Below are 14,056 nucleotides of genomic sequence, written 5' to 3'. Positions count from 1 at the left end.
CTCTAGTCTTTATATTGGTCCATTTTGAATGAAAGCTGCAGGCTTACTTTTGAGTCAACTGCTTTACCGTTTCTTAAAGCCGGTTCCCATCTTGGCATATTGGAAATCAGTCGTTTGCACTCTTCATCAAAAGCTTCCCCTAAAGAGTTTTCGATTTGGATTTTGGAAGCTTTCCCTTCTGTTGTTATGGTGAAGATTACATTAACTGTTCCTTCAATCACTTGACTTTTATCCACTTCTTCTGGATAGTTTAGGTTTTGATTTAAATAATGTGAAAGTGAATCCATTCCAACTATCGGTAATGCTCTCTGATATCCTATTTGAAATGAAGGCTTTTCAGAACTTTCAGTTTGCTTGTTGATTGGCTTTTCTTTTGTTTTCATTCGATTAGTAATTGCCTTCGGCTTATCTTGCTGTTCTCTTTTTGCCGTAGGCAATTCCAGCTTTTGGGCTTCATTTTCGGAAATTACATTATCCAAATTTTCAATATCCACTGCAATGATTCCTTCTTTTTGTGAAGTATAATTCTCCCAAATTATTAATGCTAAAGCAATGGCCCCAATAAATGCAATAGACAACCCTCCTTTAAGGATTTTTTTTCTCGTGTCTATTCTTTTTTGAAGTTCCCCTGTTCGCTTGTCCAAGATATTCTTAAAATTCTTGTGTTTTGCAATATCTTCTTCAGATAAGCTGGGTAAATGTTCTATATATCGGTATTGATTTTTCATTTTACGTTCATTTTAATTCTGAGCTTATCCAATATTCTATAACACTTTACTTTAGCATTATTTTCAGTAGTATTTATAACAAGAGCGACATCTTTAAAAGAAAGCTCATTGAAAAACCGCAGTTCGATAAGATCTAATTCCTCAGGCTTTAATGTTTGAATAGCTTTTTTAAGTAATTCAAGCTGATCCTTTGAATCTTCCAGAGGAAATTCATCAAAAAGATTATCTGACTTCAATAAATCGAGCGGTACAACTCGTTGATACTTCTTTTTCCTAAATACTTGATTAGATTCGTTAAGCGCAATTTTGTAAAGCCAGGAAGAAAAAGGGTGGCCTTTATCTTTATAAGTCGAAATTTTTATCAAGGCTTTATAGAACACCTCGGAGCAAATCTCAGCTGTGATGATTTCATCAGCATGCCTTTTAAAGAGGAACTTAAAAATCTGCGAAAAATACTTATCGTATAAAGGTTGAAACCATCTTGGGTTTTCTTTAGCCCTTTCGATCCATTCTTTTTCAGAGGCATCTTGCATTAATTTTTCGCTATAGTTTACCAGTTCATTCAAATTATGCTAAATCTTTTAACCTTATAATACATAGAGATGTGAAAAGATACAGCTTTGTAGAAATAAATTAAATTTTCCTTTTGCTGTCTTGAACTTAAAAATCTGAACAGCTTTAATATTCGTTAGTTAATAAAGAGGACAAAAGATTTGACGATGAAAGGATTTACAAAAGTAATAATGATCTTATTTTCAGCAGTTTTAACTGCCTGTAATACGAATGGAAATAAATCAGAAAAGCAAACTCAGAGCATTGTGTATGATACGATTCAAGTAACCGCTACTGCCTATAATTCTATTGAGGCACAAACCAAAAAAGGTAATCCTGCCCTTGCAGCATGGGGAGACACTTTGAAACCTGGCATGAAAGCCATCGCCATTTCTAGGGATTTTCTGAATGAGGACATCTTAGAACATAATTCTGAGGTTAAAATTGAAGGACTGGAGGGTACTTATAAAGTGATGGATAAAATGAATAAGAGATGGACTCGAAAAATTGATATTTACATGGGTCTTGATGAAGAAGCTGCCAGAAACTGGGGAAAGCAACAGGTTGAGATTTATGTTCCTATTGAACCTGATAAAGAATCGGAAGAGGCTGTGAAATAATATTATATAAAAAGGCAGGAGTCATAGATTAATATTTGAAACTCCTGTCTTCAATTTTCTTGTTTTCCTCGATAAAGCTAATAGCAAACCTTATTGATATAATGACACATTTGAATTGAACAATGGTGTGGCAAAGAGCAGAATTAAGTTGTTAATTTTTGCATTTTCATACTAACTTAATCATTCATACTTTTTCCATTGTGAAAAAGTATGCAAAAAATCTAGGTAAAATGATGCTGCTACCCGCTAATGCCAACGCCTGCCCGCCATTTTACCCTCCAGCCCGCTTTTTCGCTTATGGCGAAAGTGGGGGAGTTAGCCATTAATGAACTTATCTAATAAATTTATTCTTATTTTACTTTTTGAATAACTATGGTGTCCAATTGAAAAAGGCAGGAGCCATAGAATATTTCTACAACTCCTGCCTTTCTTCTATTAATTGAAGACTAATTTACTCTTCTTCGTCTTTCTTTTTTATATCTTTAAGGTCATCCCTATCCTTTAGCTTTTTATCTTCCACTTCTTTATTCAAAAACTGGTTGATTCTATCAATATCAAAGCTCGTTTGAATCTCACCAAAGGAGTCGATTTTTACATCAAAACCTTCCAATTTAGGATTAACACTGGGCTTTTTCTCTTTCTTTTTATCGTCTTTCTTTTTTGGCATCATTCAGAAATTTGATCCTTTAGCTTATCTAACGCTAAACGAATCCTTTCTGTTATTTCTTCCTTGCCTAATATTTCGATAATCTCCATTAAATCAGGACCTCCGGCTTGCCCGGTGATGCTTACTCTTAATGATTGCATCACTTTTCCCATACCGATTCCTTCGGCTTCTAAAACAGATGAGAAGGTTGCTTTTGCATTACCTGCATCCAGATGATCTACTTTTTCAAGAGCATCAGCATATAAACTTAAAGCTATATCCACATCGGCATTCCATTTCTTTCTGACTACTTTTTCATCATAGCTGTCCGGCTTTTTGAAAAAATATTGACCTTGTGTCCAAAACTCAGTTGGGAAAGTTACTCTTTCTTTCAAAGCATGTACTATACGCTCCAATTTTTCTTGAGAAGCCTCAATTCCATTTGCTTCTACATCCTTTTTAAGGTATTCCGCTAATTCTTGGTTTGATTTATTTTTGAGATATTGCTCATTGAACCATTTCGCTTTCTGAATATCAAATTTAGCTCCTGCTTTTCCTATTCTTTCTAAAGTGAATTCCTTTATTAATTCCTCCACATTAAACAGCTCTTGCTCACTGCCTGGGTTCCAGCCTAAAAAGGCCAAGAAGTTCAAAAGTGCATCCGGAAGATAGCCTTCTTCCTTAAAACCAGCTAATAATTCTCCTGAAGCTGGGTCTTTCCATTCCATTGGGAAAATCGGGAAACCATGCTTTTCAGCATCTCGCTTGCTCAATTTTCCATTACCATCTGGTTTCAGTAATAAAGGTAAATGTGAAAATTCCGGCATGGTATCTTCCCAGCCAAAAAATTGATAAAGCAAAACATGCAAAGGAGCCGATGGCAACCATTCTTCTCCTCGGATTACGTGTGTAATGCCCATCAAATGATCATCCACCACATTGGCTAAATGGTAAGTGGGCATGCCATCTGATTTCATTAGAATTTTATCATCTATCTGAGTAGAGTGAACCATCACCCAGCCTCTAACTTTGTCATTTAAGCGCACCTCTTCTTTTCTAGGTACTTTTAAACGAATCACATAAGGCTCGCCAGCATCTAATTTTGCTTTGACTTCTTCTTTCGATAAAGTCAAAGAATTTTTCATTTGCATGCGTGTAATGGCATTGTACTGTGGCGTGTCTACTCTGGCTGCTTTTAATCGCTCACGCATTTCATCCAATTCCTCAGAAGTATCAAAAGCGTAATAGGCTTTATCATCATCTAATAATTGCTGGGCATATTGGGCATAAATGTCTTTACGCTCACTTTGTCTGTAAGGGCCAAATTCACCTGCATCATTCCAAGGGCTTTCATCAGGTGTGATATTTAACCATTCTAAAGTTCTTTTGATATAATCTTCGGCTCCATCTACATAACGGTTTTGATCAGTGTCTTCAATTCTTAAAATAAATTGACCACCTTCTTTTTTCGCAAATAGATAATTATATAAAGCCGTTCTGACTCCTCCAATGTGGAGCGGACCCGTAGGGCTTGGGGCAAAACGTACACGTACAGCTTGACTCATGAGATTCTTCTTTTTATTGCAATTTGGGCTGCAAAATTAGTCATTTTAGTTCAAAATTGAACTAAAATGCAAATATTGTCTTGACGGAAATTACATATTACTTCAATATTCACCCAATTTGCCTTACCCATTCTATATACTCAATTTTAGGAATATTTGTAATTGATCAAACATCATTCATCCTGAAAAATAACCTAGGTTATTTACTTTTGCGTTCTCTTTTCTCTTTTGTCGTTAAAAAGTAATGTTTGTTAATCTATACCATCGGTAGCAAATTCCTACCACAAAAGAGTCAAAAGAAAACAAAAGGATTTTCGCTAAAGCGAAAAATTTATCAGTGAAATAGGTCTTAACTTAATAGAATTTGAAATTCAGTCATTAGCCTTTGCTTTTTGTCTAACCCATTCAATATAATCCGTTTTAGGGACATTTGTTATTCCAAGCTGGCGCATCATCATAATGACTTGTCCACGGTGGTAGCTGCCGTGTGTAAAAACAGTTTGAGCAATTTCACGAAAAGGGATGGAATAACTTTCACCTTTATGATCAAATGGAAGCTTTTGTTCTAAATCTGTGTTTTCTACAAAGCTTTTAAACTCGGTAGAAGTTTTTTGCCATGATTCGAACAGCTCATAAGGCGTACCCGAAAAATTAGTGATTTCTGAGACTTCCCATCCTTTAGCTTGAAGGCGTGATAACCAACCCATTTCAGCCATCCATAGATGGGAAACGGTTTTCATAATACTAGGGAAGCTAGCTTCGATTTTTTGATTTAGCAATTCTTCATTGAGCTGTGATAGGCTTTCAATTATCTTATTGTTTGCCCAAATGTTGTAGTTGGCAAAATCTATGTGGGTTTGGTTCATTCTAGTGATTTTTAGAAATTTGAAATAAAATACTTTAGAGAAAATATAATTCTAAGGTAAAGAGAATCTTTAATTAATCTGTTTCCTTTAACGTAAATCTACTTTTCTTTCAATAGTTCATCTATTAAAAGGTCAATGTTCTCACTTGCCCTTCTACATTTATTCTCCACTACCTTTCCGTTCCAATCTATTAATGTGCTATGCGGGAGACCCTGAATTCCAAAATCTTTTTGAAGCTTTTCATTCCAGTTTCCGTTTGCATATAAATTAGTGGTTTTTAAATTATACTTATCTAAATATGATTTCCATTTTTCCACTTCTGAATCTATGCAGATATTGACAATTTCAACTGGCTGATCCTTATATTTTTCAACTAATTTATTTTCTTCTGGAAATTCTTTAATGCAGGGTTTACACCAAGTTGCCCAGAAATTAATCAACAGAATCTTTCCTTTGAAGTCACTTGTTTTGTACTCATTGCCAGCCCTATCCGTTAGGAAAAAATAGGGTGTTTTTGCTCCTTCAGGTAAAACTGGGTTAGCCTTCATAAGGTCTTTCACATATTCTCTTAATTTTGGATCATTGATATCTTTTATCCACTCAGCTTGGAAGAGATATGCTCTTCTCTCCAATATATTTCCCAATGAAAAGGCTAGATATGTATCCCTTACTTCACCTTCCAATTCTTTCTTGGCAATGTCAAACCCATCTTCGTAAAACTTAATCCACTCCGCCAAAGAAGAAGGTTTTGGACTTTGGTATGATGGATCGCCTAGAAAAGCTAAGTAGTCACTTAAAAAATTCATATAGCGATTGTTTCCTAGCATTTCAGCATCATTTATGGATAATGTGCCTACTGTGTTTTTTAAGAAATTAGGGGGTAAACTATCCGTCATATTCATCATTCGGACTCGGTACATCAAGCTATTCAGTTTCCAATGCGCATTCAAATATTGTAGGCGCTTTTGCTCAAATTTTACATACCAATTCGGAAGCTCATTTTTATGTTCTGTTAAATATTGTTGATGCAAAGCTGTGATGGAATCATTCACCTTAATCAAATTAACAAAACTTATATCTCCGTGAGTATAACTTGCTCTTGGTTTCCAATCTGAACCAGTAGTACTAAATTTTTGCTTAAGAAATTGGTTGGTGCTTTTTAATATGCCTTGAAATTCCAAATTTCCATTCTCCGATATAATCAATTGATTTTGGGCATTTGGCTTGCTAAAAACTTTATGGTTTTGTCCCGCAACTTTTAAGTCAAAATAAATTTTGCCCTGTGTAATAATTTGAAAATCTAAGCTTTGCCCTGCGGAAATAGTAGTATCTATTTCTTGTACGTGCCATGGCAACAAATACCAGTTTTCAATCGCTATCGTAACAGCTTCTGAAGTTTTGTTCTCTATTTTAAGGTTGCTCTTTCCATTGAGCTGGAAACCATCACCTTTTGATTTGCTGTTGCAAGAATTAAGAAGTATCAAACTAAGAACTAATAAAAGTATTGTTTGGCTGTGGTTCATATCTGCAATTTTTGTGAAAGTTAAATATAACTAATTTTGTAGTGGAGAGTAAAAGGTTTTTATGAAATGCTTAAAATATTTAATTTTGTTTGCTTAAGATTCTTGCAACTATTTGCTCATGTCTTGGAACAAGGTTTAGCACTTTGCAAACAAGTCCATTTATTAGCCAGACTGTGGCTATTAAGAAGGTTAGGGATTTATGGAGGGTTTGAAGTTTAATTGCAGGTATATATGGTTTGTAGTGAAATTACAAATCTTTCGTATTAAAATAAAAAGTAAAATACTTTCGATTGTGTATAGATATTGCGCATAATAATTCGCAATTATGCTTTTAGTTTTATTTTATCTTCCTTATGTCTTTGTAGAATTTTATTCAATAGTTTGATCGAATAATATCTGTTATTATCAAGAAAGGTTAGAAATAATGGTCTTAATTCTTTTATTAAGCCTTTATCTTTTGAAACTGACAATATTCCTAAAGTCCCAATACAATTTATATCAAAGTTTTCAGCAATATTTCTAGCCTTTTTATCATCTATTAGCAAGAAATCAGCATTAAGTTCTTTATATAAAATTACAGATTCAGATTCTCCATAATCCATAACAAATGTCAGTTCATTAAAACCTTTAATATGGCTGACTTTATCTTTAAAAAAGAGTGATATTTTATTATAAAACTCAGTGCTTTTGTCAAGAGTTATTTCATCCCAGACCGCTTTTGATATTTTTATTTCATTAAAGAGTTGATTCAAAAGTTCTAATTCATTAACAATTGCTAATGAAAAAATAGGTCCAGCATCGGCAATGACAAGTCCGTTATTCATTATTTTAATTTTTCAATATCACCTAAAACATCTTCTTCAGTCAAATTTGAAATTGATATTCTATTTTTAGAAAGCTCCTTTTCAAAATCTAGGCGTGTCATTCCGGAAAGCTGAGCTGCTTTTCCAATAGTCAACTTTTGTGATTTATATAATTCTACAGCCAAGGTTAATTTAATCCTCTTTTTCAAATCAGTTTCTGACTCGTTTAAAGCCAAAAAAATATCATTGGGGAAATCTATGGAAATTGTTTGAGTACTCATTTTATTTGCCTTTATTCAAATTTAACGTTTTCCTGTAAAGTTTAATTCAATTATGGGGATTTTTGCTTCAAAATTAAAACGGTAAACAATCTGGAATTTTCATCCCAAAATTCTTGCAACTATTTGCTCATGTCTAGGAACAAGATTAAGCACTTTGCAAACAAGTCAATTTAATGGTACTTTGGTTGTATAATTACCTACATTAAATCATATTTTAACTGTTTAACCATGCATTCTATCCGCTATTTCCTCTACACCCTTTCCTCTATACTGTTATTAAGTATAGCTACTGGATGTTCCGATTCAACCCAAGATTCTAATGTTTTAGATACCTCTCCCTATACCTCCATATTTGGTAAAAATGTTCTTGTGTTTGACGATTCTATGGATTTGGATAGTATTAAGATGACACTTGAAGCCTTACACGAAAAGCAGAAATATAATGAGTTTGGCTCAGAACGTTATGCACTATTATTCAAAGCGGGAAGCTATGATTTAGATGTGACGGTCGATTATTATGTTCAGGCGCTAGGTTTAGGAAGATATCCTGAAGATGTTACCATCAATGGAGCAGTACAATCCACTTCAACTACTAGTGGCAATAAGGTGACTACTATGTTTTGGCGCGGTGCCGAGAATTTCAAGGTAGTCCCAAAAAATGGCGAAATGGTTTATTGGGCAGTTTCGCAAGCTGCTCCTTACCGAAGAATGCATGTTGCAGGTGATATAAATTTTGATAAAGGAAGTTGGGCAAGTGGTGGTGTTCTTGCCAATTCTTTAGTGGAAGGCCGGGCTGGATTAACCACCGGACAGCAGTGGATGACAAGAAATTCAAGCATCGGTAAGTGGGAAGGCGGAAACTGGAACAGGGTTTTTGTTGGAGTAGAAGGCGCTCCGAATGATACATGGCCCGCTCAACCCACAACCGTAATTGACAAAACACCAGTAGTTCGAGAAAAACCGTTCTTGACTTATACTGAATCGGGAGATTATGCGGTATTTGTTCCAGAACTGCTTCGAGAAACTTCTGGTCCTTCCTGGCTGAATCGTAATGAGAAGGGTGAGCTGATACCAATAGCTGAATTTTATATCGCTTTTCCCGACAAAGACAATTCCTCTTCTATTAATCAAGCCCTAGCTGATGGTAAGCATATTCTGTTTACGCCAGGAATTTACGAACTAGATGAAACCCTAACCATCACAAATCCTAATACTGTAATACTCGGGCTTGGACTTCCAACACTTATTCCTCAAAATGGAGAAATTGCGGTGGCTACTCATGATATCTCTGGAGTAAAATTAGCCGGTTTTATGGTAGATGCAGGTCCGGAGCTATCTCCAAGCCTGATTCAAATTGGAACAAAGGATTCTGATGAGGATTTTTCTGGTAATCCCATTTCTCTTCATGATATCTATTGCCGAGTTGGCGGTGCTGTAGTTGGTCAAACTGAAACCACTGTAACTATCAATAGCAATTATGTAATTGGCGATCATTTTTGGTTATGGCGAGCCGATCACGGTACGGGAACTGAATGGATGGACGGACAAAATAAGCACGGACTTGTTGTAAATGGGGATCATGTAACAGTCTACGGGCTGTTTAATGAGCACTTCCAAGGATATCAAACGCTCTGGAAAGGAGAATACGGAAGAACTTATTTTTACCAATCTGAAATCCCCTATTCCCCACCCAGCTTAGAGGTTTGGAATGATAATGGAAAGCCTGGCTATGCTTCTTATAAAGTTGCGGATAGCGTTGAAAATCATAATGCTTATGGCTTGGGTATTTATAGTTTTTTCCGTGGTGAGCCCACAGTCTCCAATAATGTCAGGTTAGAAAATGCAATGGAAGTCCCTGACAATTCAGGAATAGTAATCACACATCTCTCAACCTTCGCTGAACTCAATGGAGGCATCAATCATTCAATTAATGGATTGGGAGAATCCACCGAAGTGGGCGAACTTAAACAGTTTGATGGATTTAAAGGGAAGGAATAGTATGAGATTTTCTATATCAATGAATTGAAGTGATTTGTTCGTTAAAGGCATATAAGTGCGGGGTTTTAGAGTATTTAACTTTTCTTATCCTCAATTTTTATTAATAGTAAAATGCTTGATTTAATTTTTTTAACCCCGCATTACGCTTATATGGTGTTGAGGTACGTTTTACTTTTCAGAATGGTAAATCGTCAATTGGATTATCATTAGTCTCTTCTGGTTCAGGTAAGCCATACCAACCTGATAATTGTAAATAGCATCTTTCTTCATCTTCATTTGGTGACCACCATCTTGCTAATGAGACACGAACTAAAGTTCCTGTTGGAATCTTATCAACTGGACGTTGAAAGCCAACAAATGATATATTTCTCCACTTGATGGGATAACTATATCTTACTTTTTCGTTATAATCCTTTCGGGTCAAATCTTTATCTGGAACCCAAAACCCAACACTATTGTCTGGGATTTCTCCACTTTCCGAAATGTAACCACTACCTCCACTTGTCCATTGTAATTTTCCGTCAAATAAAACCTCAGTGCTACCTCTCCAAATATTGACCTTTAGCTTTTCAGTTAAATACTGTACCATTTTTTCGATTGATGAAAACGAAAACTTGTGTTCCATTGAGTTTAGTAAAATATCTTCAACGTGTGGTGGTCTCGTATCATTCCTCTCTGAGAAGGTAATTGTGTAAACATCTCCTACTTCAAGTTGGGTATCAGAAGCTTGGTTAAATCCATTGGAGTCAAGTAACCTAACAAAACGACCATTTGCTAATACACCACCAACACAGGAAGCATTTGACATATGCGTTTTTGATACAATTATTACGTCCATTACAAATGAGTGGTTTTATATCCAAGTTCTTCAAGTTTATCAGTAACTATTGACCTATGACAAGCTTGTGGTTTTTCTTCCACGCAAAATAGCACAACCCGATTTGCTCCAACTTCATCAAGCTTATCTATAAAGGTGGCAAAGTCAAAATTGCTTAAAATCCTATTTTTATAAGCGATTGTAAATACCTTACCAAGTTTGTTTCTGTCTCTTTTCAGTTCACCTTGTTGTGCATCTGCTTCTTTTTGAAGCTCCCGTATTTCTTTAGTTGGTGCAAGGTCAATAACATGACCATACTTGATGTCAAGGTCATTTAGTTTCTCTTGAAGTCTATTGCTATTTACGTAGGCATATTTTGCACCTCTAACGCCTCTTCTCTGACGGATATCGCAAAATGTGTCAATCCGATTTTCTGTGAGTTTGTTAAAATACTCATGTTCCGTTGAGTTATAAACTCCGATTGTAAAAAATTCCATTTAGTAAGATTTTCTTGAAGTAAAGTCTATTTCGTTTCCAAATAGGTCAACAGTTCCTTTACCTTTAGTTAATTCAATCATCACAGTTTCTTGAGATTTAATTCTCTCTGCAGAAACAATATGGTTAAGAGATATATCTTTTTTTAAAAGTTCTTGTCCAATTAATTTGCTTCTATGACATTCTTCTGGTTTAGATTCACTGCACATTATTGCAAGTTTAATCTTTTTGTCATTTGCGGTGGTTAGTCTATTTAGTCCTTTTTTGAAGAAATGCTTTTCCTTGATTAAGTCATAGACAACTTTTCCATTAAAGTCATAACAACTTCTATCTTCGGGAAGTCCTCCAAGAGTATCACCTACAAAAACGTAGGTGATTCCGTTTTCTTTAAGTTTAAATTTCAACTCATTTTGATTGAATTGTGGGTTCCATTTTGAAAATGGTTTTGAGCGAATATCAAGAAGATACTTGATATCAAAAGATTTTAATTCAGAAATAAAATCCTCAATCTTCTTATTTCCGTGTCCAATCGAATAAATTGTCGTATTCCTCATTTTTCAAATTTAACGATTTTTATCCCCTAACGCAATCTTGAGGGTCTGACATTAAACAACCTGTATCAGAATCTCCACCACAAGCATCGCAAGTCCAACGGTAGCGTATCTTAGTTACTTCTTTATCAATCTGAATTGTAGTTATTTCAAAGTTTTTTCTGATTAAATCTTCCATTTTTTCGCCTTTAGTTTTGGATGCACCTCAACAATTCCCTATCAACATTCCTGATGCATATTATTATCAAATAAATATATCAATCTAATGTCAATTAAAATTTAAGTTACATACCAAATATAAAAACTTCAAAATTAAAACCTTAGTAAACCAGAACCTTTTCGATAAGCCTTAAAATTCCACACAATAAAAGCGTTCCAGTTAATTCCTGAAACGCTTTCGTTAAATCAACTTTTTAAAAAGAATTTATTTCAACCCAGCCCTTTCCAGCAAAGCCTCAATTTTAGGTTCTCTTCTTCTGAATCTTTTGTATAATTCCATTGGGTGTTCGCTTCCTCCTTTTGAAAGGATGTTGTCTTTAAAAGATTGTGCGACTTCTTTATTGAAGATGCCTTTTTCTTTGAATAAAGAGAAAGCATCGGCATCCAATACTTCTGCCCATTTGTAGCTGTAATAACCTGAAGCATAGCCACCGGAAAATATATGTCCGAATTGGGTGCTCATTAACGTACCTTCCACTTTTGGGAATAATTTTGTGGGCGCCATGGCTTTTTCTTCAAATTCAGCTACATCCTTAATATTTTGAGCTTCATTTCTATCCAAACTGAAATACCCCATGTCCAAAAGTGCTAAACTTACTTGCCTTACGGTGGCATAGGCTTCATGATAAGTACTGCTGGCTTTTATTTTCTCCACATATTCCTGTGGAATCTTTTCGCCAGTTTCATAATGCTTGGCAAATAAATCAAGGCATTCTTTTTCATAACACCAGTTTTCAAATATCTGGGAAGGCAATTCCACGAAATCCCAATACACATTGGCTCCAGACAAGCTGCCGTAGCGGCTGTAGCCTAACATGGCGTGCAGGGCATGACCAAATTCATGGAACAAAGACGTCACTTCATTGAATGTCAATAAACTAGGATTGTCTGGAGTGGAAGGAGTAAAATTACAAACATTGGAAACCAAGGGTCTGAATTCATTTCCGTTTTTTCGATATTGATCCCGATAAGTCGTCATCCAGGCACCTCCTCTTTTTCCTTCTCTCGGATGGAAATCTGCATAAAAAATGGCTACATGTTCACCCGAAGTGGTGCTTACTTCATAAGTGGTCACATCTTCATGATAAACCGGAATATTTTTGACTTCTTTAAATCGGATATCATATAATTTCTCAGCCGATTGGAATACGCCATCCAGTACATTTTCCAATTTGAAATAAGGCCTGAGCAATTCATCGTCTATGGCATATTTTTTCTTTTTCAATTTTTCAGAATAGTAGGCCCAATCCCAACGCTGTAAATCAATGTCATCTCCCAGTTCTTTTACGAATGCTTTTATTTCTGCTACCTCTTCCTTCGCTTTTGGTAAGGCTTGTTGTAAGAGATCATCCAAAAAAGCTTGCACTTTATCTTTACTTTCCGCCATTCGTTCTTCCAGCACATAATCGGCATAAGAGTTATAGCCTAAAAGACTGACTTTTTCGCTTCGAAGATTTACGATTTCTTGAATGATCGCTTTATTATCTCGCTCATCATTTTTATTGGCTTTGGACATATACGCTCTGTAGAGCTTTTCCCTTAACTCACGATTATCCGCATTTTCCATAAAAGGAACGAAGCTTGGGGCTTGCAAAGTGAAAACCCATTTTCCTTCTTTACCTTTTGCCTTAGCTGTATTTGCAGCTTGTCGAATAGCAGAATCAGGCAATCCACTTAAATCTTTTTCATCTGATATCACCAATTCGTAATCATTGGTTTCTGCCAGAACATTTTCACCAAAAGTAAGGCTGAGCTGGGATAATTTTTTTGTGATTTCCTTAAATCGGGCTTTGTCTTTTTCATTTAGATCGGCACCGTTTCGGATAAAAGCTTTATAGGTTTTGGTCAACAGCATTTCTTGCTCTTTGTCGAGCTCCAGCTGATCCTTTTGATTATAAACGGTTTTTACACGCTCAAATAAATCGGCATTTTGCCAAATATCATTGCCAAATTCCGATAAGATAGGGGAAGCTTCACGAGCTATTTCCTGAATATTTTTATTGGTTTCCGCACTGTTGAGGTTGAATAAAATGGAAGTTACTGAGCTTAATTTTTCTCCTGCAAATTCCATTGCTTCCAAAGTATTTTCGAAAGTAGGCACTGTACTTTGAGAAGTGATGTCCTCAATTTCTTGCTTAGCTTCTTTAATGGCTTCTTCTATAGCCGGCATAAAATGCTCGGATTCAATTTTATCAAAAGGAGGAGTTTGAAAAGGGGTATCAAAGTTTTTTAATAATGGGTTATCCATGGGAAATTTTTCGTTTTAAAATATCGAATGCAAACTTAAGTTGTTTATTACGGAATTAAGGGATGAGAAGATTAAAAAAATGAGGAAGCCTTTTCATTTTGACATTCATTAGTGGTTTATGATGAGCCTTTGTGACTTGAGTTT

14 protein-coding genes are annotated in these 14,056 nt (G+C 35.4%); 2 read left to right on the top strand and 12 right to left on the bottom strand.

The annotated features are described in order from the left end of the window. Window positions 1-2: 2 nt before the first annotated feature. Window positions 3-728 (bottom strand): energy transducer TonB, encoded by a 726-nt coding sequence (locus ABWH96_RS01510; RefSeq protein WP_375579783.1) that lies wholly within the window; start codon window positions 726-728, stop codon window positions 3-5. After that, window positions 725-1,294, bottom strand: coding sequence for an RNA polymerase sigma factor (locus tag ABWH96_RS01505; RefSeq protein WP_375579782.1), 570 nt, complete (start codon window positions 1,292-1,294; stop codon window positions 725-727). The genes ABWH96_RS01510 and ABWH96_RS01505 overlap by 4 nt, the downstream gene beginning before the upstream one ends. Before the next feature lie 153 nt (window positions 1,295-1,447). Between ABWH96_RS01505 and ABWH96_RS01500 the strand changes: the two genes are divergently transcribed. After that, entirely contained in the window at window positions 1,448-1,900 is a 453-nt protein-coding gene (locus ABWH96_RS01500) for a 3D domain-containing protein (RefSeq protein WP_375579781.1), read from the top strand. A 451-nt stretch (window positions 1,901-2,351) separates the two neighbouring features. Here ABWH96_RS01500 and ABWH96_RS01495 read toward each other — a convergent pair whose 3' ends face one another. The 6 genes from ABWH96_RS01495 to ABWH96_RS01470 all read right to left on the bottom strand — a co-directional run bounded on the left by ABWH96_RS01495 (window position 2,352) and on the right by ABWH96_RS01470 (window position 7,584). Then, window positions 2,352-2,570 (bottom strand): hypothetical protein, encoded by a 219-nt coding sequence (locus ABWH96_RS01495; protein ID WP_375579780.1) that lies wholly within the window; start codon window positions 2,568-2,570, stop codon window positions 2,352-2,354. After that, window positions 2,567-4,111: a glutamate--tRNA ligase gene (gene gltX / locus ABWH96_RS01490; protein ID WP_375579779.1), complete on the bottom strand. Its 1,545-nt coding sequence runs from the start codon at window positions 4,109-4,111 to the stop codon at window positions 2,567-2,569. The genes ABWH96_RS01495 and gltX overlap by 4 nt, the downstream gene beginning before the upstream one ends. Before the next feature lie 371 nt (window positions 4,112-4,482). Further along, window positions 4,483-4,977, bottom strand: a complete 495-nt coding sequence (locus tag ABWH96_RS01485; protein ID WP_375579778.1) for a DinB family protein — start codon at window positions 4,975-4,977, stop codon at window positions 4,483-4,485. Between the two features lie 98 nt (window positions 4,978-5,075). Continuing rightward, window positions 5,076-6,500 (bottom strand): TlpA family protein disulfide reductase, encoded by a 1,425-nt coding sequence (locus ABWH96_RS01480; RefSeq protein ID WP_375579777.1) that lies wholly within the window; start codon window positions 6,498-6,500, stop codon window positions 5,076-5,078. Between the two features lie 323 nt (window positions 6,501-6,823). After that, entirely contained in the window at window positions 6,824-7,324 is a 501-nt protein-coding gene (locus tag ABWH96_RS01475; RefSeq protein WP_375579776.1) for a DUF3368 domain-containing protein, read from the bottom strand. Next, window positions 7,324-7,584 (bottom strand): UPF0175 family protein, encoded by a 261-nt coding sequence (locus ABWH96_RS01470; RefSeq protein WP_375579775.1) that lies wholly within the window; start codon window positions 7,582-7,584, stop codon window positions 7,324-7,326. Before ABWH96_RS01470 ends, ABWH96_RS01475 begins: the two co-directional genes overlap by 1 nt. A gap of 228 nt (window positions 7,585-7,812) precedes the next feature. Here ABWH96_RS01470 and ABWH96_RS01465 point away from each other — a divergent pair, with 228 nt between their 5' ends. After that, window positions 7,813-9,582: an adenylyl cyclase gene (locus ABWH96_RS01465; protein ID WP_375579774.1), complete on the top strand. Its 1,770-nt coding sequence runs from the start codon at window positions 7,813-7,815 to the stop codon at window positions 9,580-9,582. A 175-nt stretch (window positions 9,583-9,757) separates the two neighbouring features. On the opposite strand, the gene ABWH96_RS01460 is transcribed toward ABWH96_RS01465, so the two are convergent. The 4 genes from ABWH96_RS01460 to ABWH96_RS01445 form a co-directional block, all read right to left on the bottom strand. After that, on the bottom strand, window positions 9,758-10,420 hold the full coding sequence (locus tag ABWH96_RS01460; RefSeq protein ID WP_375579773.1) for a hypothetical protein: 663 nt from the start codon (window positions 10,418-10,420) through the stop codon (window positions 9,758-9,760). Next, on the bottom strand, window positions 10,420-10,896 hold the full coding sequence (locus ABWH96_RS01455) for a DUF488 family protein (RefSeq protein WP_375579772.1): 477 nt from the start codon (window positions 10,894-10,896) through the stop codon (window positions 10,420-10,422). Before ABWH96_RS01455 ends, ABWH96_RS01460 begins: the two co-directional genes overlap by 1 nt. After that, the gene (locus tag ABWH96_RS01450; RefSeq protein WP_375579771.1) at window positions 10,897-11,448 is read right to left on the bottom strand and encodes a DUF488 family protein; all 552 of its coding nucleotides are present in this window, start codon (window positions 11,446-11,448) and stop codon (window positions 10,897-10,899) included. It abuts the gene before it with no gap. Window positions 11,449-11,869: 421 nt separating this feature from the next. Then, window positions 11,870-13,912, bottom strand: a complete 2,043-nt coding sequence (locus tag ABWH96_RS01445; protein ID WP_375579770.1) for a M3 family metallopeptidase — start codon at window positions 13,910-13,912, stop codon at window positions 11,870-11,872. Window positions 13,913-14,056 lie beyond the last annotated feature (144 nt).

It is taken from the genome of Marivirga tractuosa (assembly GCF_042140215.1).
GTDB lineage: Bacteria > Bacteroidota > Bacteroidia > Cytophagales > Cyclobacteriaceae > Marivirga > Marivirga tractuosa_A.
Note: the sequence above shows the minus strand (reverse complement) of the source record. Positions and strands in the feature narration are given on the sequence as shown.